This window comes from Aegicerativicinus sediminis (assembly GCF_015476115.1).
Taxonomy (GTDB): Bacteria; Bacteroidota; Bacteroidia; order Flavobacteriales; family Flavobacteriaceae; genus Aegicerativicinus; species Aegicerativicinus sediminis.
Map to the genome: position 1 here is coordinate 170,896 of NZ_CP064295.1, position 20,411 is coordinate 191,306.

16 protein-coding genes are annotated in these 20,411 nt (G+C 36.0%); 11 read left to right on the plus strand and 5 right to left on the minus strand.

Features of this window, described 5'->3' with window-relative positions; translation table 11 throughout:
* Position 1: 1 nt before the first annotated feature.
* Entirely contained in the window at positions 2 to 706 is a 705-nt protein-coding gene (locus tag ISU00_RS00790) for a Crp/Fnr family transcriptional regulator (RefSeq protein ID WP_228852140.1), read from the minus strand.
* A gap of 388 nt (positions 707 to 1,094) precedes the next feature.
* On the opposite strand from ISU00_RS00790, the gene ISU00_RS00795 reads away from it, so the two are divergent.
* From ISU00_RS00795 to ISU00_RS00830, 8 genes are read left to right on the plus strand one after another with little or no spacing between them, the layout of a single operon-like run.
* A complete protein-coding gene (locus ISU00_RS00795; protein ID WP_228852141.1) occupies positions 1,095 to 3,512 on the plus strand; it encodes a heavy metal translocating P-type ATPase in 2,418 nt (805 codons plus the stop codon).
* 59 nt (positions 3,513 to 3,571) lie between these two features.
* A complete protein-coding gene (ccoS, locus tag ISU00_RS00800; RefSeq protein WP_228852142.1) occupies positions 3,572 to 3,760 on the plus strand; it encodes a cbb3-type cytochrome oxidase assembly protein CcoS in 189 nt (62 codons plus the stop codon).
* A 24-nt stretch (positions 3,761 to 3,784) separates the two neighbouring features.
* Complete coding sequence (gene ccoN / locus ISU00_RS00805) at positions 3,785 to 5,980, plus strand: cytochrome-c oxidase, cbb3-type subunit I (RefSeq protein WP_228852143.1); 2,196 nt, start codon at positions 3,785 to 3,787, stop codon at positions 5,978 to 5,980.
* A gap of 14 nt (positions 5,981 to 5,994) precedes the next feature.
* Positions 5,995 to 6,183 (plus strand): CcoQ/FixQ family Cbb3-type cytochrome c oxidase assembly chaperone, encoded by a 189-nt coding sequence (locus ISU00_RS00810; RefSeq protein WP_228852144.1) that lies wholly within the window; start codon positions 5,995 to 5,997, stop codon positions 6,181 to 6,183.
* Positions 6,180 to 7,163: a cbb3-type cytochrome c oxidase N-terminal domain-containing protein gene (locus ISU00_RS00815; RefSeq protein ID WP_228852145.1), complete on the plus strand. Its 984-nt coding sequence runs from the start codon at positions 6,180 to 6,182 to the stop codon at positions 7,161 to 7,163. The genes ISU00_RS00810 and ISU00_RS00815 overlap by 4 nt, the downstream gene beginning before the upstream one ends.
* Before the next feature lies 1 nt (position 7,164).
* Positions 7,165 to 8,583, plus strand: a complete 1,419-nt coding sequence (ccoG, locus tag ISU00_RS00820; RefSeq protein ID WP_228852146.1) for a cytochrome c oxidase accessory protein CcoG — start codon at positions 7,165 to 7,167, stop codon at positions 8,581 to 8,583.
* A gap of 4 nt (positions 8,584 to 8,587) precedes the next feature.
* Positions 8,588 to 9,034, plus strand: coding sequence for a FixH family protein (locus ISU00_RS00825; protein ID WP_228852147.1), 447 nt, complete (start codon positions 8,588 to 8,590; stop codon positions 9,032 to 9,034).
* Complete coding sequence (locus ISU00_RS00830; protein ID WP_228852148.1) at positions 9,031 to 9,759, plus strand: sulfite exporter TauE/SafE family protein; 729 nt, start codon at positions 9,031 to 9,033, stop codon at positions 9,757 to 9,759. The genes ISU00_RS00825 and ISU00_RS00830 overlap by 4 nt, the downstream gene beginning before the upstream one ends.
* 14 nt (positions 9,760 to 9,773) lie before the next feature.
* On the opposite strand, the gene hemN is transcribed toward ISU00_RS00830, so the two are convergent.
* The 4 genes from hemN to ISU00_RS00850 all read right to left on the minus strand — a co-directional run bounded on the left by hemN (position 9,774) and on the right by ISU00_RS00850 (position 15,867).
* Positions 9,774 to 11,135, minus strand: a complete 1,362-nt coding sequence (gene hemN / locus ISU00_RS00835) for an oxygen-independent coproporphyrinogen III oxidase (RefSeq protein ID WP_228852149.1) — start codon at positions 11,133 to 11,135, stop codon at positions 9,774 to 9,776.
* 159 nt (positions 11,136 to 11,294) lie between these two features.
* On the minus strand, positions 11,295 to 12,947 hold the full coding sequence (locus ISU00_RS00840; RefSeq protein ID WP_228852150.1) for a sodium:solute symporter: 1,653 nt from the start codon (positions 12,945 to 12,947) through the stop codon (positions 11,295 to 11,297).
* Positions 12,948 to 12,977: 30 nt separating this feature from the next.
* Positions 12,978 to 14,303 carry a xylose isomerase gene (gene xylA / locus ISU00_RS00845; protein ID WP_228852151.1) on the minus strand — a complete coding sequence of 442 codons (1,326 nt, stop codon included), beginning with the start codon at positions 14,301 to 14,303 and terminating at the stop codon, positions 12,978 to 12,980.
* A gap of 31 nt (positions 14,304 to 14,334) precedes the next feature.
* Entirely contained in the window at positions 14,335 to 15,867 is a 1,533-nt protein-coding gene (locus ISU00_RS00850; RefSeq protein WP_317174329.1) for a xylulokinase, read from the minus strand.
* Between the two features lie 311 nt (positions 15,868 to 16,178).
* Here ISU00_RS00850 and ISU00_RS00855 point away from each other — a divergent pair, with 311 nt between their 5' ends.
* The 3 genes from ISU00_RS00855 (at position 16,179) to ISU00_RS00865 (ending at position 20,315) form a co-directional block, all read left to right on the plus strand.
* Positions 16,179 to 17,207, plus strand: coding sequence for a LacI family DNA-binding transcriptional regulator (locus ISU00_RS00855; RefSeq protein WP_228852152.1), 1,029 nt, complete (start codon positions 16,179 to 16,181; stop codon positions 17,205 to 17,207).
* A 185-nt stretch (positions 17,208 to 17,392) separates the two neighbouring features.
* Positions 17,393 to 19,558: an alpha-glucuronidase family glycosyl hydrolase gene (locus ISU00_RS00860; protein ID WP_228852153.1), complete on the plus strand. Its 2,166-nt coding sequence runs from the start codon at positions 17,393 to 17,395 to the stop codon at positions 19,556 to 19,558.
* 22 nt (positions 19,559 to 19,580) lie between these two features.
* The gene (locus ISU00_RS00865) at positions 19,581 to 20,315 is read left to right on the plus strand and encodes an SDR family NAD(P)-dependent oxidoreductase (RefSeq protein ID WP_228852154.1); all 735 of its coding nucleotides are present in this window, start codon (positions 19,581 to 19,583) and stop codon (positions 20,313 to 20,315) included.
* Positions 20,316 to 20,411 lie beyond the last annotated feature (96 nt).

Sequence of the window (20,411 nt, forward strand, 5' to 3'; positions counted from 1 at the left end):
TTTAGTAGCCCTCGACCAAGTGTTGCAGGGCTACTTTATCTTCTAGTTTTATTTTTTTTCCAGAAGTTGAAATGTAATCCTCTTTTTTGAAGGAGGCTAATGTACGGATGCACAACTCCGTAGCCGTACCAATGATATTAGAAATATCGGCCCTAGAAATGGTCATTCCAATATATCCGTCCTCATCTACCCCAAATGTTTCTTCTAAAGTAAGAAGTGTCGCAGCCAAACGTTGCTTAACAGTTTTTTGAGCCATGCTAACAATTGTATGATCAGCTTCCTTTAAATCACTTGTCATCTTTTTCAAAACAGCATTGGTGAAATCTGGATTATTGGCCAAACCCTGTTCAATATGATTTTTTGGAATAAAACATACTTCCATATCATCTAAAGCGACGGCAGTTAAATCTGCAGTTTCCTGCGTAATCACCGCTATCTGCCCCATGACATTTCCTTTGGTGGCAAGCTTAATAATCTGATCTTTTCCATTTTCGCTGCGCTTTGAAAGTTTAGAAACACCCTTTCGCACACAAAATACCCCATTGAGACGTTCCCCTTCAAAAAATAGAGTTTCTCCCTTTTTCACTGAACGGGTAGTCTTATGGTCGGAAATATCTTTTAACTCCTCCTTCTTAAGAGCCCTTAGAGTATTTAATTCCCTAATAATACAATTTTCGCAACGGGATTCGTAATGTTCATCAGACATAGGCACAAAATTACATATAAGCCGAATTATTTAAAAACCAAATGATATAAATTATAAATTATCTATTTGAAAATCTTCATAAAAATCATCAAAGGTCTTATCGGTATGATAGTTTTCTGTTAAAATAGCAAAAACAGTAAAAACCAATATAATTTGACCTAACATTATGACTAGTAAAATAAGTTGAATGGGAAGTTCCAAACCTACCATCATACAAATTGCTAATAAAATTAGTGTCAATATTATTAAAAGTACATTATTTCTTCTCATCGTATACCTCTTAAAATACAAAAATTCGACCAATAATTTTTGAGGTTAATTGACAATTGTCATATTTTTAATAACCAAGTCTATTGTTCTTTGCCTTTCGAAAATTCCAAATAATTAAATGGAAAAGCCCTTATGCTATCATTGTGGGGATTCCTGTGACACCGATATCGTAGAATTCGACGACAAATCTTTTTGTTGTCATGGTTGTAAAACGGTTTTTGAGATATTGCAAAGCAATGACCTTACCTACTATTACAAATTAGCAACAAATCCAGGCAATTCTCCTCGATTTCAAGAAGGCAAATTCAATTTTTTAAACAATGAGGAAATTGTAGACAAACTATTGGATTTTAAAGACGATAACTATTGTATCGTAAACTTTATAATACCAAGCATTCATTGTAGTTCTTGCATTTGGGTCCTGGAAAATCTAAGTAAGATGCATCCTGGGATTCTATCGACCGTTTTGAATTTTCCCTCAAAGACCCTTACCATCAATTTTAAACCCAAGGAAATTAGCCTAAAACAAATTGCGGAATTAATTACCTCTATTGGCTACGAACCTTCTGTTTCGTTACAAGATGAATCTAAAGAATTAAAGAAGTCAAATAAAGATATTATTTACAAACTTGGTATTGCGGGGTTTGCCTTCGGGAACATTATGTTTCTGTCCTTTCCTGAATATTTCGAAGTAAACGAATTTTGGCTAGATCAATTTAAGCCGGTTTTTAGATGGATAATGTTGGTATTTTCATTACCTGTAGTCTTCTATGCTGGTTGGGATTATTTTAAATCGGCCTTTAAAGGCTTAAAATCTGGAATTCTAAATATAGATGTGCCAATTGCCATCGGCATTTTAGTCCTCTTTTTGCGTTCTTCCGTTGACATAATTTTCGATTTTGGGTCTGGCTTTTTTGACAGCCTTAGTGGATTAGTTTTTTTTCTATTAGTTGGTAAATTTTTTCAACAGAAAACCTATGCCTATCTCTCATTTGAAAGGGACTACAAATCCTATTTTCCAATTGGTGTTACAAAATTAGAAAGTACCCCTAACACCCCCATTAAGGAATTACAAATAGAATTGAGGCAAGTTAAAGCGGACGATGTATTGTTAATACGAAATGGAGAATTATTACCTGTAGATGCCGAAATTATAAAGGGTCAAGGACTCATTGATTATAGCTTTGTAACCGGGGAATCTTTGCCTGTTGTAAAACAAATTGGTGATAAAGTTTTTGCCGGGGGCAAACAACAATCTGGGGCCATTGAGGTAAAAGTATTAAAAGCTCTCGACCAAAGTCACCTAACACAGCTATGGGAAAATCAAATCCTGAAAAAGTCCAAACCCCAATTTCAGAATTTTACGGACAGCATAAGCCAACGTTTTACTATAATTATTTTAAGCATTGCCATAGTTTCATTTGTAGCTTGGTTACTCATTGATGCATCACAAAGCTTAAATGTTTTAACTGCAGTATTAATTGTTGCATGCCCCTGTGCTATTGCCCTATCAGCTCCTTTTACCTTGGGTAATTTATTGAGAATTTATGGCAGACATGGATTTTATTTGAAAGATGGCACTATAATCGAGAGATTAGCAAAAGTTAACCATATTGTGTTTGATAAAACTGGAACCCTCACTTCCAACGAGAATAATATAATTGAATATAAGGGCATAGAACTAACCGAATCAGAGAAAGATTTATTAAGCAGTAGCCTAAGAGCTTCAAACCATCCATTAAGTCGCTTATTGTACAAAGAATTAAGCAAACATCAAATATTAACCTTGGATGAATTTCATGAATCTGTCGGTTCAGGCATTCGAGCCCAAAACAATGAGCAAGTCATAAAAATTGGGGCGCCTAATTTTGTGTTCCCCGGCAAAAATGATAAAAACGACAATAAATCCTTAAACACAGAAGTTCATATTAGCACCAACGAGGTATACAAAGGTTGCTTTTATATAAAAAATAAATACCGTGAAGGTCTGAAATTATTGGTTTCCGAATTGCATAAACCAAACTATCAGATGTCATTAATTTCTGGGGATAATGAAAGTGAAAAGGATTTCTTATCAACTGTTTTCCCTCCAGAAACGAATTTAAAATTCAATCAGAAACCAGATGATAAATTACATTTTGTGGAGTCCCTCCAAAATTCAAATAGCGAGGTTTTAATGTTAGGAGATGGATTAAACGATAGTGGTGCATTGGCCCAAAGCAATGTTGGGATTGTTCTTTCAGAAAATATTAATACATTTTCCCCTGCAGCAGATGCCATATTAGACTCCAAATCCTTTCAACAAATACCCAACTTACTGAAGTTGTCGAAAAAAGGGATTAACGTTATTAAACTCAGTCTTATTTTTTCATTATTCTATAATTTAATAGGATTGGGGTTTGCCGTTTCGGGTCACCTTGCACCCGTAGTTGCAGCCATTCTTATGCCATTAAGTTCAATTAGCATAGTTGTCTTCACAACTTTAGCAACCCAATGGCATAGTAGAAAAATATTGGGAAAATTTAAAAAAAGCTGACATATGTCATGTTTTAGACATTTATACAGATATAATTTTACAACAGAATTGCATCAACTATGACAATTATTTATATGTTGCTGGCTATCAGTATATCGGTAGCCATTCTTTTCTTTATAATATTTATCATATCCGTGAAAAAAGGGCAATACGATGATGTTTACACTCCATCGGTACGCATGCTTTTTGATGATGAATTAATAGATGAATCAACCACCGAAATATCAAAAGAATTTAAAGATAACTAACACTAAATCTTTTTTATCACCACCATGCAAACAGAACAATTTTATTACGACAACCGGATAGTAAAAAAGTTCATTTATGCAACAATTTTTTGGGGAGTCATTGGTATGACCGTAGGATTATTGTTGGCATATATGTTCTTATTTCCCAATCTCACCGACGGCATCTCCTGGCTTAGTTTTGGACGATTAAGACCATTACATACCAATGCTGTAATTTTTGCCTTTGTTGGAAATGCCATTTTCGCAGGGGTATATTATTCTTTGCAACGTCTGCTAAAAGCACGGATGTGGAAAGATTGGTTAAGTAATTTTAATTTCTGGGGGTGGCAATTGATTATAGTTGGTGCCGCCATTACACTTCCACTAGGTTTTACAACCTCTAAGGAATATGCTGAATTAGAATGGCCTTTTGATATTGCCATTGCATTAGTTTGGGTTGCTTTCGGCGCTAATATGATTGGTACTATTTTAAATCGAAGACAACGGCATCTTTACGTTGCCATATGGTTTTACCTAGCAACCTTCGTTACTGTAGCGGTTCTTCATATAGTAAATAGTATTGAGATACCTGTGAGTTTATTTAAAAGTTATTCTGCATATTCTGGTGTACAGGATGCCTTGGTACAGTGGTGGTATGGGCATAATGCAGTTGCATTCTTTTTAACAACTCCGTTTTTGGGTCTGATGTATTATTTTATACCAAAAGCGGCTAACAGGCCGGTTTATTCTTACCGTCTTTCAATTGTGCATTTTTGGTCGCTCATCTTTATTTATATATGGGCTGGACCCCACCATTTACTTTATTCAGCCTTACCTGATTGGGCACAAAATTTAGGTGTAGCCTTTTCGGTAATGTTGATTGCCCCATCCTGGGGTGGTATGATAAATGGGCTTCTCACTCTTCGAGGAGCTTGGGATAAAGTTAGAACTGATCCTGTTCTTAAGTTCATGGTGGTAGCGATAACAGGTTATGGTATGGCTACGTTTGAGGGTCCGATGCTCTCTATTAAAACCTTTAATGCCGTAGCACACTTTACAGATTGGATTATTGCACACGTTCACGTTGGTGCATTAGCTTGGAATGGTTTCTTAACCTTTGGTATGGTGTATTGGTTAGTTCCAAGATTGTTCAAAACAAAATTATGGTCTACCCAATTGGCCAATTTGCATTTCTGGGTTGGCACACTCGGTATCATAATGTATGCATTACCAATGTACGTAGCTGGATTTACGCAAGCTTCAATGTGGAAGCAATTCAACCCTGATGGAACTTTAGTATACGGTAATTTCCTTGAAACATTAACAGAGATAATCCCAATGTATTGGATGCGTGCCATCGGTGGTACTTTATACATTTCTGGTATTTTAATTTTAGTGTTCAATATTGTTAAAACAATTAAGAGTGGAACAGCTGTTACAGATGAATTGGCAGAAGCAGCTCCTTTAACTAAAGTAACTTCAAAAAGAACAGCCAAGGAAGGTTACCATACTTGGTTAGAAAGAAGACCTGTTAAATTAACCATATACACTACCATCGCGATTTTAATTGGAGGTATGGTACAGATAATTCCGTCCTTAATGGTGGAAGAATATGTACCTGTTATTTCAACCGTAAAACCATATACACCGTTAGAATTAGAAGGTCGTGATCTATATATTAGAGAAAGCTGTAACGCCTGCCATTCTCAATTAATTAGGCCTTTTAGAAGTGAAGTGGAACGTTACGGAGAATATTCAAAATCTGGTGAATATGTCTATGATCATCCGTTCCTTTGGGGCAGTAAACGTACAGGTCCTGACCTTCATCGGGTAGGTGGAAAATATTCAGATAATTGGCACCTCAACCATATGTATGATCCACAAAGTACATCAGCTGGTTCTATAATGCCTAGTTATAGATGGTTGGTGAGAAATGAACTCGACAAATCTAAAACTGAAGGTAAAATGAAGGCAATGGTTTCTTTAGGTGTTCCATACACAGAAGAAGATATTTCCAACGCTCAAGAATCGATGACGCAACAAGGTACACAAATAGAAAAAAACCTCTACAATGATCCAGACTTTGCCTCTACATATGAGTCAGACAAAAAAGCTGCTGAAGAAAGCGGTAGTGAGTTTGTGGAAATGCGAAATAGAGAAATCGTAGCTCTAATTGCTTACTTACAGCGATTAGGAACTGATATTAAAGTTCAACCACAAGAAGGGGTATCATCTAACTAAAACCAATCGAAATCATGCTAAAATTTGTAAAACATAATTTAGAAAACATCGATGGGGTTACCATCTACCCTATCCTTTCTCTTTTGATCTTTTTTGTCTTTTTTGCGCTAATGTTTGGTTGGGTTTTAACTGCCAAAAAAAGCTATATAGAAGAAGTGAGCAATATCCCTTTAGATAACCAAAAAACCAACGAATTATCATGAAAACAGGAATGGCAATTATCCGGATTTTAATATATCTGATCGTTACTATTGGTTTATTTGAATTTTTTATCGATTCGGGAGATGAACCTGCGGTTTTTAAATACCCTATCATATGGGGTTTTGTACTATTCGTATTGCTTTTCAGCATTGCAATTGAAATGATTAAATCTAGCTTGGAAGGCATACTTTTCAAGAGTTTAGACGAAGATGCCCAAGCACAATTCCTAATTAGGGAAAAAAACCGAAAGGAAGAACAATATGCTTGGTTCTATAATATTTATAAGAAATTAACAGCAAGCAAACCCATTGAAGAAGAAGGCGATATTATTTTAGACCATAATTACGACGGTATCAAGGAACTTGACAACAGATTACCACCATGGTGGGTTTATGGATTTTATATTACCATTATTTTCGCGGTAATATACCTTGCGAGGTTCCACATTTTTGGAGGTGCTGATCAAGCGGAAGAATATGCAATAGCGGTTGAAGAAGCAAGGATTCAAATTGAGGAATACAAGAAAACCGCTAAGGATTTGGTTGATATAAATACGGTCGAACTTCTCACGGAAGCGTCGGATATTAATTCAGGAAAGACCATTTTTACTGCCAATTGTGTTGCCTGCCATAAAATGGATGGAGGCGGAGGTATCGGACCCAATCTTACAGATGACTATTGGATAATTGGTGGTGGCATTAAAAATGTATTTAATACTATTTCTGAAGGTGGTCGCCCTGGCAAGGGAATGATATCATGGAAAAGTGAATTAAAACCTAGCGAAATTGCACAAGTAGCAAGTTATGTCCTTTCACTTCATGGTACGACCCCTGCCGATCCAAAAGATCCGGAAGGTGAAATTTGGGTGGATGAAAATGCACCTGTCGATGAGGCAAAAGTGGAAATTTCATCAGACTCAACCGAAGTAAAAGTTATAATTGAAAATGATCCTGTTATAGAAGACTTGGACAGTTCAAATTAAAATGGCTGAAGAACAAGAAAAGTTTCGTGACAGTATTGCCACGATAAATGAAGAAGGAAAACGCAACTGGATATTCCCGAAAAAACCAGTAGGTAAGTTTTATGAATATCGAAAATATGTTAGTTATGGCCTTCTTCTAATCTTGTTTGCATCTCCATTTATAAAAATAAACGGCAACCAATTTTTAATGTTCAATGTATTGGAGCGACGCTTCAATATATTTGGATTCCCTTTTTGGCCACAAGATTTTTACCTCTTTGTCTTAATGATGATTATTGGGGTAGTTTTTGTAATCCTTTTCACCGTTGCATTTGGCAGACTTTTCTGTGGATGGGTATGTCCTCAGACCATTTTTATGGAAATGGTTTTCAGACGTATAGAATACTGGATAGATGGTGACAGGGGAAAACAAATGCGGTTAGACAAAATGCCGTGGAATTCGGAAAAAATCAGAAAACGCCTATTAAAGTGGATTATCTTTTTTTTGATTTCATTTTTAATTGCGAATGTTTTCTTGGCTTACCTTATTGGGAGTGATCAATTGCTCGAATATATTACCGATGGACCGTCTTTACATGTTAGCACTTTAATTTCACTATTAATCTTTACAGCTGTATTCTATTTCATCTTTGCATGGTTTAGAGAACAGGTATGTATAATTGCCTGCCCATATGGTAGGTTGCAAGGGGTTTTATTGGATAATAAATCCATAGTGGTTGCTTATGATCATGTACGAGGGGAAAAAGAAAAAGGCAGAGCCAAGTTTAAAAAGAATGAAGACCGCGAAGCCAGTGGAAAAGGTGATTGTATTGATTGTTTTCAATGTGTACATGTTTGTCCGACAGGAATAGACATTAGAAATGGAACACAGTTAGAATGCGTGAATTGTACCGCATGTATTGATGCATGCGACCATATGATGGAATCGGTAAATCTTCCTAAAGGCCTAATTAGATATGCTAGCGAAGAAAATATAGAGAAGAACGCAAAGTTTAAGTTTACCGCTAGAATGAAAGGCTATACTGTTGTCCTTGGAATTCTTATAGCGGTATTAACTGGTTTACTTTTTATAAGGAATGATGTAGAAGCACGAGTATTGCGATTACCAGGTCAATTGTATGAGAAAAAAGCAGACAACATCATTAGCAATGTTTATACATTTAAGCTGGTAAACAAGACCAACCGCGAAATCAATAATGTTCAATTTAAATTGGTGTCACACTCCGGAACAATAAAAGTTGTGTCTCACCAAATATTACAAGTACCTGCCAAAGAATTTACAGAAGGAACGCTATTTATCGAATTGAACGCTAAAGACCTGGAGGATGAAAAAGACAAATTGAAAATAGGGGTTTTTAGTAATGATGAGTTAATCGAAACAACAACCACAACCTTTTTAGGTCCTAGAAGTTATAAATAAAACCATGAAAATAAATTGGGGAACAGGTATTGTAATTGGCATGGCTCTATTTATGAGTTTTATTCTCTATTTCGTTTTTAAAGCAGCCAACCAAAATGCTAATGAGACTGACCTTGTAACAGAAGAATATTATAAAAAAGAGCAAAACCTACAGGCTGATATTTACGCAATGGAAAATGTCATGAATATGAAAAATCCTGTGGTAGTATCAAAAATAAATTCGGGGCTTGCTATAATATTTCCGGATGATTTTGAGAGTGAGGGAATAAAAGGTACCATTTATTTATACCGACCTTCAAACAAAAATCTTGATCTAGAAATCCCCCTAGCCCTAGAAAATGCCCAAGATTTAATACCAGCTGATAATTTGTTACCAGGCAGGTGGGATATTTCGATAAGATGGAGTTATGGTGGGAAAGATTATTTAATGAAAAAATCATTAACTCTATGAGCCTCCTTTGGACAGCTTTTGTTTTTGGACTTTTAGGCAGTTTACATTGTGTGGGTATGTGTGGACCTATCGCCTTCATTTTGCCGGTGGATCGAGATAATAGGGTTAAACGGATATTTCAAATTTTGAATTATCATTTTGGACGCCTACTCTCCTATGGAATTCTAGGGTTTTTTATTGGTATAATTGGTCAAAGCATCAACCTTTTGGGTTACCAAAAACAAATGTCAATTACAATTGGAATTTTAATGTTACTATCAATATTGATTCCAAGTTTAAGTCGAAAATTTTCTAGGCCTATCAATACATTCGTAACTAAAAAATTGGGGGCGGTAAAATCAAAAATCGGATCACAATTAAAGAAAAAGTCTGGTTTTACCTTTTTGGCTATAGGCTTTTTAAACGGTTGGCTTCCATGCGGATTAGTTTACATGGCAGTCTTTGGTTCCTTCGTAATGGGTAGTGCTATAGAAGGAGGGCTATATATGATTTTATTTGGAATTGGTACTATTCCCCTTATGACAGGCGCAATATACTTAGGTAATTTTCTAAAGCTTCAGTTCAGGCAAAGACTTTTAAAGTTAGTGCCAGCTGCAGTAGTTATAATTGGACTAATTTTTATTTTACGAGGATTAGGATTAGGAATTCCATATCTCTCACCTCCAGATACAATCAACCAGCCCCACACTTCAATGTCTTCACCAGCTACTCCAAGCTGTCATTAAAGACGTTCCATTAATTAAACCGTCATGGAAAACAATTGGGTTTCAGGTTTATTTCGCTGAAGTCTTCTGTCAAACGGCATACAAACATTCCGCACAAACTGTTTTCCTTTAGAAGTGACCAATATTTCCTGATCTCCAAATTCTATAAGTCCATCCTCCTCCATAACTTTCAATTGAACTAAAACTTCTGGTAGTTCCTCAAAATAAAGCCTGTCGTCTTGCCAAGAGGTTTTAAAATTGCACATAATATTCAAAATGTGCCTACGTATGGCCAAATCTTCGGAATTCAATATATGACCACGAAATACTGGAAGAATTTCATTGGAAATTAAATGGTAGTATTCGTCCAAGCCTTTTACATTTTGGGCAAATCCATACCAACTATCACCAATTGAAGATACGCCTAAACCAATCATTAACTGACTTTTGGAAATAGTATATCCCATAAAATTTCTATGTAATTTTCCTTCATAAAATGATTTAGTTAAATCATCCGATGGCAATGCGAAATGGTCCATTCCTATTTCCACATAACCAGAATCAATAAGTTTTTCCTTACCCCATTGGTACTGCGCAAACTTTAATGAAGCCTCTGGCAAATCTTCTTCTCTATACCCTCGCTGGCCATTACCTTTCATCCAAGGTACATGGGCATAGCTATAAAAAGCTATCCTGTCGGGACGCAATTCTATTGTATTTGAAATAGTATTCTTTATATTATCTAATGTTTGAAAAGGTAATCCGAAAATAATATCATGTCCAACAGATTCATAACCAAATTTTCTAGAGGTTTCCGTTATATGTTTTACCTGATTAAAAGACTGAATTCTATTAATGGCCTTTTGAACAGTATCATTATAATCCTGCACGCCATAACTTACTCTTGTAAAGCCATGTTTTCTGAACAACGCTAACTGATCCTCTGAAGTATTATTTGGATGTCCCTCAAAACTGAATTCTACGTTTTCAGCTCGATCAGCTAATTTGAAAATACCATTAAACAACCTCTCTAAATTATCAACAGAAAAAAAGGTAGGTGTACCTCCTCCCAAATGTAATTGGCTAATTTTAGGCCGATAACCCAATAGTTGGCGGTACATAGAAAATTCCTTTATTAAGGCCTCCACATATGGTCTCTCAACTAAATGATTTTTTGTAATTCGTTTTGTACATCCACAAAACGTACACATCGATTCACAAAAAGGCAAGTGAATATAGATGCTAATACCTTCAGAATCTTTTGTTTCGGCAAAGCTTTTTTGTATTGATTCTTTCCAGGCTACAAGAGAAAAAGTTTGAGAATCCCAGTAAGGTACAGTTGGGTAGCTAGTATATCTAGGACCAGCTACATTGTACTTGCTGATTAAGTCCGACATTATAAAATGGATTTATTCAAGGTCAAAAATAAATCGCAGGTTATCCAACAAACATGACTTATGTCAATGTTCAACAATACTTTGAAAAAGTTAGATCTATAATTAAAAAATATGCCCAGTTAAACTGGGCATTGAATAATTTCAAAATCCGAATGTTAATTAACCTGTGAAATATGATAAAATTGCTATAACAATTATCACTAATATTACAGATAGGACAACATCAATTTTATCATAACTTCCCTTAGTAGCTGCTTTGTCTTCAGCACTCAGTGTGCCAAATGAAAGACCAGAAATTTTTGCATAATCAGGTGGTGCAGTAGCCAAACTAACAGACACACATAATATCACTGAAAATATGAACATAAATATCGCCATATGTGCAAAATTTATAGTTGCAAAATAGAATAACCAATTATTTACCTCCTCACCTGAGGTAATTTGGGGTTGGTAATAAATTTCACTTCCTAATCTTAACACCAATAGGAATAAACCAACCATTAATGTAGTAATTGCCGCTTTCGGTGTAACACGCTTCCAAATGATTCCCAGAAGAAATACGGTGGTTACTGGAGGTGCTATGTAGGATTGAACATTTTGAAGGTATTGGTACATGACTCCACCTCCAATTTTCTGCATAATCGGAATCCAGATAATTCCAAGTACTACTATAATTCCGGTAGCTACCTTACCAATTCTCAATAATTCCTTTTCAGATTTATTGGGTTTCAGTTTTTTATAGATATCAATGGTAAAAATCGTAGAGCAACTGTTAAAAACTGAGGCCAAAGAACTCATTAAGGCTGCCATTAATCCACCGGCTACTAGACCCTTTAAACCTACTGGAAGTAATGCCTTAACCAATACAGGAAATGCGCGATCAGCCCTATCTACTGTAAAGGTTTCAGGGTATTTAACAGTTAGAGCAAAGGCTATAATTCCAGGAATTAGGAAAATAAGAATTGGCATCAATTTTAAATAAGCTCCAAAGATGGCTCCTCGCCTACCAATTTTAATATTGTTTGCTGCAAGAGTTCGTTGTACAATGTATTGGTCTGTACACCAATACCATATTCCGACTATGGTTCCTCCAAATAGTAAACCTGTCCAAGGAAAATCAGGGTCAGACATTGGTCGCCACATATTGAAATGTTGTGGGCTCACTTCCCTCACAGTCGACTGAAGTTCGTCCCATCCACCAATTTCCTGTAAACCTAAATATGTAATTATTAATGATCCAGCAATTAAAATTACAGTTTGAAGTGTTTCCGTATAAATAACCGCCTTCATACCACCAATGATAGTGTAAAGGCCGGTAAATAGAACTACCCCAATGGCGCCATACCAAAATGGAATTCCTAATAATTCAGAAACTACAATTCCGCCGGCATAAATAGTAACCGAAACTTTTGTAAGTACATAGGCAACCAATGAGAAAACTGACAAAAACCAACGTGAACGGCTATCAAATCGTTTTTCTAAGAATTCAGGCATCGTAAATGCACCACTTCTAATGTAAAAAGGTAGAAAAAGCCAACCTAATAGTAAAACAATCCATGCATGTAGCTCGTAATGGGCCATGGGCGTACCCGATTCAAAACCTGTCCCTGCTAGACCAACAACGTGTTCAGATCCGATGTTAGATGCAAAAATGGAGGCACCGATAACGAACCAACCCACATTACGACCAGCGAGGAAATAATCTTCGGTATTTTTATTTTTTTGAAGTACTACCCATGCGGCAACTGCCAACAAGGCCAAGAAATATAACCCTAAGACCCACCAGTCTAAGGTTTCGAGTACAGTTTCCATAGTGTTAGTGTTAGATAGTGATTTTGTAGGTTAAATATATTGATTTATTATATTTTCAAACAATTCTTGTTTACCACTATGTAATTCTAACTCACCATTTTCTACTGCAATGTCATAAAGATCTTTGAAATTTAGATTTCCATTTTCAAAATCTTTGCCTTTTCCTGAATCAAATGAAGCATAGCGCTCCTGTCTTAATTTTTTATATGCTGAAGAAGATAAAATTTTATCTGCGGTAATAAGCGCTCTAGCAAAATTATCTGCCCCTCCTATGTGTCCGTGGAAAAGATCCTCCAAGTCAGTCGAATTCCTTCTTATTTTGGCATCGAAATTAACACCACCTCCTTGTAAGCCACCAGCTTCCAAGAATACCAACATTGCCTCAGTGGTTTCTAAAATGTTATTTGGAAATTGATCCGTATCCCAACCATTTTGGTAATCTCCCCTATTAGCATCTATACTTCCTAACATACCGGCATCGGCCGCAACCTGAAGTTCATGCTGCATGGTATGATTTGCAAGAGTAGCATGGTTAACTTCAATGTTAATTTTGAAATCTTTATCCAAGCCAAATTCTTTCAAGAAACCAACTACGGTTGCGCAATCAAAATCATATTGGTGTTTTGATGGTTCCATCGGTTTAGGTTCTATAAAAAAGTTTCCTTGGAATCCTTGTGAACGAGCATAATCTCTTGCCATTCCCAAAAATCTACCCATGTGGTCTAACTCTCGTTTCATGTTGGTATTTAAAAGAGACATGTAACCTTCTCTTCCACCCCAAAACACATAATTTTCACCTTTAAGAGCAATAGTTGCATCTAATGCATTTTTAATTTGCGCACCTGCACGGGCTACAACCTTAAAATCTGGATTCGTAGATGCACCATTCATATAACGCGGATTCGAAAAACAATTGGCGGTTCCCCATAATAATTTTACTCCGCTATCCTTCTGCTTTTCCTTTAAATAGTCTACAATTGTAAATAACCTATTTTCTGACTCTTTAAAAGTTGGAGCTTCATCCACCAAATCATAATCGTGAAAACAGTAATAATCGAAACCCATTTTGGTGATAAATTCGAATGCCGCATCAGCTTTTTCTTTTGCAGCAGCAAGGGGGTCGCTATTGGTTGACCAAGGATACACCTTAGTGCCAGGTCCAAATGGGTCACTACCAGTATTACATAGGGTATGCCAATAAGCTATTGCAAACTTAAAATGATCCCTAAGAGTTTTTCCGGCTACAACTTTTTCTGGGTCGTAATATTTAAAGGCCAAGGGATTATCTGATTCCTTTCCTTCATACTTAATTTCATTAATACCTTTAAAGTATTCTTTCTTTCCAACGAGTGCCATAATTCAAATTGATTAGTTATTGTAAATAAGTTTATAAATAAATTTCTTTTAATTCCGAAAGCCAGTTGTTGTAAGCCTCCATGTATTCTTTACGATTGCTTTGAGGCTCATAGGTTTGTTCAACCTTATTCGTGTTAAGTGCAGTCCTTATGGAATCGTAAGCGCCATTTCCATATGCCGCAGCCTTAGCTGCGCCTACAGCACCAGTCGTATCAACAATCTGAATTTTTGCCTCAACCAAGGTTGCAATAGTCTCAGAAAAAATCTTTGATCTGAATAAATTGTCATTACCAGCTTTGATAATTTTAATATCCACACCATCATCCTTCAGGATATTAATTCCATACACAAAAGAAAACGCAATACCCTCTAAAGCCGCACGGTATAAATGAGAGGTTGAATGCAAATTGAAATTCAAATGCCGGATTGTAGATCCATAAGATTGATTATTTAGCATCCTTTCAGCGCCGTTGCCAAAAGGTAAAACAACGAGTCCATCAGACCCAATGGATACATCCGAAGCCAAGTCATTCATTTCGGTGTACGGGCATTGCTTACCTATTTCCCGACGCATCCAACTATATAAAATTCCTGCCCCATTTATATTTAATAGTTTTCCAACAAGTGGCTTCTCCTTGGTGTAATTTACATGAGCAAAACTATTTATTCGAAGACTTTCTTTTGTTTTTATTGAATCGGTAACTGCATAAACTACTCCTGAAGTCCCTCCCGTTGCAGCAATATCTCCAGATTCTAGGACATTCAATGAAAGGGCATTATTTGGTTGATCCCCGGCTCTATAGCAAATAGGTGTTTCTGATGATAATCCAGTCTCTGCAGATGCCAGTTTAGAAACATGAGCTTGTTGAGAAAATGTGTCTACAATGGTCGGAATAAGTTCGGTGCTAATCCCAAGTTCTTCGAACATCCAATAAGCGGGTGTATCATTTTTAAAATCCCACATCATACCCTCCGAAAGTCCTGATTTGGTTGTTGCAACATTACCGCTCAACTTCATGGCTATAAAGTCCCCCGGCAGCATAATTTTATCAATTTTATCAAATAAGTCAGGTTCATTTTCCTTAACCCAAACCAACTTTGAAAATGTAAAATTTCCAGGACTATTCAATAAATGATCTCCACATTTAGCTTCACCAAAATTCTTATGCAACCTGTTGCCAATTTCAACAGCCCTACTATCGCACCAGATGATGGAAGGTCTTAAAACATTTTGATCTTTATCTACAACTACAAGTCCGTGCATTTGGTAAGCCACTCCTATACCTTTAACTTCATTCATTGAAACTCCTGTCTTTTCAGAAAGTCTTTTAAGGAGCATCAATGTATTATCCCACCAAATATTAGGGTCTTGCTCAGCCCAGTTAACATTAGGTGCAATAATGGGCATCTCATTGTCAGGATATTGAGCAATACCAATTGTTTCATTCGTCGCTACATTAATCAATGCTCCCTTAATTGAAGAGCTGCCGAGGTCTAGACCCAAATAATACATAACTAAAAAGATAATGATAAGTAAACCAATAAGGTTGAACCAAACTGCCAATGTGATTTGGTTTCGATTTTCCTATTTGATTATAAATTATAAAATTCATTCAATATAATTAGAAACCAAGTGAGGGACAATTATAATTGTTACAAATATCACTATAAATAAATAATTTCGCAATCGGTTGTCTAAATTGATTTTAACAATTCTCACTATCCTACCAAATTTTTGATACTTTTGGCGAGTTATTCATTAATATTCTAAAGCAATAATTGACCCATATATATCTGACTAACAATATATTAAATTAATTCACTGACTTCCTTGAAATTCTATTTATAATTTAGCATATTCAACCTGAAAGAAAAATGTCGAAGAAAAAAGATGTAACTATATACGATATAGCTGAAAAACTCAATTTATCGAGCTCTACTATTTCAAGAGCATTAAAAAACCATCATAGCATAGGGGCTAAAACGATTAAAAAGGTTCAAAAAACAGCAAAAGAAATGGGTTATACCCCTAATATTTTTGCTGCTTCCTTACGAAGCAACCAAACCAAAACCATTGGTGTTTTAATGAGCCGTATAAACCGCCCTTTTATTTCGACGCTGATAAGTGGAATTGAAGACCATGCACAGAAAAAAGGGTATAATATCCTTATAGCACAATCCAACGATTCTTTTAAAAATGAGGTGGAAATGGCAAATGCTTTATACAATAGCCGAGTGTCTGGAGTTATATGCTCTTTGGCTATGGAAACTGTTAATACCGACCATTTTAAACAATTTCAAGATAAAAATATACCTGTCGTTTTTGTCGACAGAACTCCAGCAAGCATAAATACATATAAAGTAATGATTGACAATTATTCTGCTGGCTACAATGCAACCAAACATTTAATTTTGCAAGGCTGCGAACGAATTGCGCATTTCGCAGGGTCTCAGCACCGCATGATATATAGTGAAAGAAGAAGAGGCTATATTGCTGCCCTCCAGGATCATGGAATTACGATTGATGAAAAATTGATTATTTATTTTAATAGTCTCAGCCATGAGGAAGGCGTTAAAGCCACCAAAAAATTATTAAAATCATCGAATCCGCCGGATGGAATTTTTACTGCCAATGATACTACTGGGGTTAGCGTAATACAGACGGCTAAAAAAATGGGAGTGAAAGTTCCTGAAGAATTAGCAGTAATAGGATTCAATAATGACCCAATCTCATCAATTATAGACCCTGGACTATCTACAATAACTCATCCGGCATTCCAAATGGGACAAACCTGTGCTGACCAGATTATTCATCATTTAGAGGAAAACTCTGATGACCAACTCACTTCAGTTACATTTCTTAAAACGGAAGTATTAGTGCGGGAATCTAGCAAAAGAAAGTAATTCTTCTTAAAAACCTTAATAATTACAATTTGAACCACTTTAAAGATTGGAATTGAATTTGAAATTTTGATGCAATCGTTTGCGTTATTTCCTTTGTTGTCACTTTTATTTTTATTTATTTTACAAGATAATTGATTACACCCCATATTATGAGTTATTTGGGATAATCACCTTACTAGGTTTATATGTCAATTTTATGCTGTAAAGCGAAATTAGTTTGTGCTTTTTTATTACTTATTTGTTTTAATGTTGCATTAGGCGATGACGGTTATGAATTATGGTTAAACTACAACCGCCCCTTAGATGCAAGTATATGTTCAGATTACGGAAATTACCTCAATAATTCTCGGATTATTGGAGACTCTAAGACAATGGAAATTATAGAGGATGAGTTAACCAAGGCAAGTAAGGGATTATGCAATTTTCAATTCAATCAAAATTTATCTAATAACCAATTAGTAATTGGAAACTACGAACTACTTCCTTCGGAGTTGAAAAATTTAATCTCTAACCGATTACCAAATAATCCGGAGGCATTTATTATCATTCAAAAATCAACCGGAAACAAGGAAATTGTCATTACTTCAAATAGCGATATAGGAGTTCTTTACGGAACTTTTGAATTTATTAAGCAATTGCAACTTGGTAACTCTATAGATGGATTAGAAATAGTTTCCTCACCGAAAATAGATTTAAGATTACTTAACCACTGGGATAACCTGGACCGTACTGTGGAACGCGGTTATTCAGGTTTTTCAATTTGGAACTGGCATACGCTTCCTGACTATATCGACCAACGCTATATTGATTATGCACGAGCAAATGCATCAATTGGAATAAATGGAACTGTTCTTACCAATGTTAATTCCAATGCATTGATTTTAACTGAGCCATATTTACAAAAAGTAAAGGCACTAGCAGATTTATTTAGGCCTTATGGCATTAAGGTCTATTTAACCGCAAGGTTTTCGGCTCCAATAGAAATAGGCGGACTAGAAACGGCTGATCCACTGAATCAGAAGGTAGTAGATTGGTGGAAAAATAAAGCCGATGAAATTTATTCGGAAATTCCAGATTTTGGAGGTTTTCTAATTAAAGCTAATTCAGAAGGGCAACCTGGCCCCCAAAATTATGGCAGAAATCACGTGGATGGGGCTAATATGTTGGCAAGAGCAGTAAAACCTCACAAAGGAGTTGTAATGTGGCGGGCCTTTGTTTATAGTGAACATAATGACGAAGATCGGGCTAAGCAGGCCTATTCTGAGTTTGTTCCCTACGATGGCAAATTTGATGATAATGTTATCATTCAAGTTAAAAATGGAGCCATCGATTTCCAACCAAGGGAACCATTTCATCCCATGTTCGGTGCAATGCCTAATACACCTTTGATGATGGAATTCCAAATTACCCAAGAATATTTGGGTCAAGGAACACATTTGGTATACCTCCCTGCTCTTTTTGAGGAAGTTCTAGAGGAAGACACCTATGTAAAAGGTAAAGGATCTACCGTGGCAAAAGTTATTGATGGTGAATTGTTCAATTATAAGATGACAGGCATGGCAGGGGTTTCCAATATTGGAACGGATCGCAATTGGACGGGGCATCATTTCCTTCAAGCAAATTGGTATGGGTATGGGCGTCTCTCCTGGAATCATGAACTTAAAGCGGAAGACATTGCTCGAGAATGGATTGCCTTAACCCTAACTAGAAATTCAAAAGCTATTGATTCAATTACAGAAATTATGATGGAATCCAGAGAAGCTGTAGTAAATTATATGGATCCTCTTGGCTTACACCACATATTTGCAACTAGCCATCATTATGGGCCTGGGCCATGGGTCGACAATCTTGGTCGCCCAGATTGGAATCCCGTCTATTATCATCAAGCTGATTCTGAGGGTGTTGGTTTTGACCGTACAAAAACAGGAAGTAATGCTTTAGAACAATATTCTCCTGCCATTCAGAAAGAATATGGGAATATTAAAACTATCCCCGAAAAATACCTCTTATGGTTCCACCACGTTCCATGGGATTACAATTTAAATAATGGGAAAACACTTTGGGACAATCTAGCATTAAAATATCAGGAGGGTGTTAACGAAGTAATTGATATGAAGAATAGTTGGAGTGGGTTAAGAAATGACATAGACCCCACTATTCACAAAGAGGTAAGTATGATGTTAGACATTCAATTAGCCGAAGCTAAGTGGTGGAAAGACGCGTGCTTAAGTTATTTTAATTCATTTGCAAAGAAAAAATATCCTTTGGGAGTAGAACCACCCAAACATTCATTAGAATATTATAAAACGTTGAAGTTTCCTTACGCCCCTGGCATTAGGCCTCAATGGTAAAAAATCCAATCTAAAAATAAACATGAGTAAATCAGTAATAATTACAGGAGGTAATGCAGGTCTAGGTTATGCAACTGCAAAAAAGTTTGTTTCTGAAGGTTGTAAAGTCCACGTTATTGGTCGCAATAAAGAGAAAACTGAAAATGCGTGCAAAGAACTAGGAGATTTAGCAATACCCTATATATTTGACCTCAATGAATTGGATGAAATTCCAAATCTAATCGAAGAGATTTCCAAACACGGAAGTATTGATGTTTTGGTTAATAATGCCGGTATCAACCAAAAAAAGGTGATAACCGAAGTAACTGACAAAGATTTTGCTTCAATAATTCATACAAATGTAGCCAGTGTTTTTACGGTAAGTAGAGAGGTTATTAAAAATATGAAGGACAATAATGGAGGAAGTATTGTAAACATAAGTTCCATGGCATCACAATATGGATTACCCAAAGTTATTGCATATTCGGCTAGTAAGGGTGCCATTGAATCTATGACACGCGCAATGGCAGTGGAAGTGGCACAATACAATATTCGAGTGAATTGTGTTGCTCCAGGTTTTATCAAAACAGATATGTCATCCAAGGCACTAAGTGATGATCCAGACAGAATGAACCGTGTTATGATGCGGACTCCTATGGGCAAGTTAGGCCTTCCTGAGGATATCGCAGAAACAGTATATTATTTCTCCTCTCCTGCCGCAAAATTTGTCACCGGTACCATTTTACCTGTTGATGGTGGTAATAGTATAGGTTTTTAGTCAAATCATTCATTTAGATAATTATTTGATTATTAATCCTTTATTGGTTAGAAGAAAACCTGGTAATAATAGTTAATCAGTATAATTACCTATTTT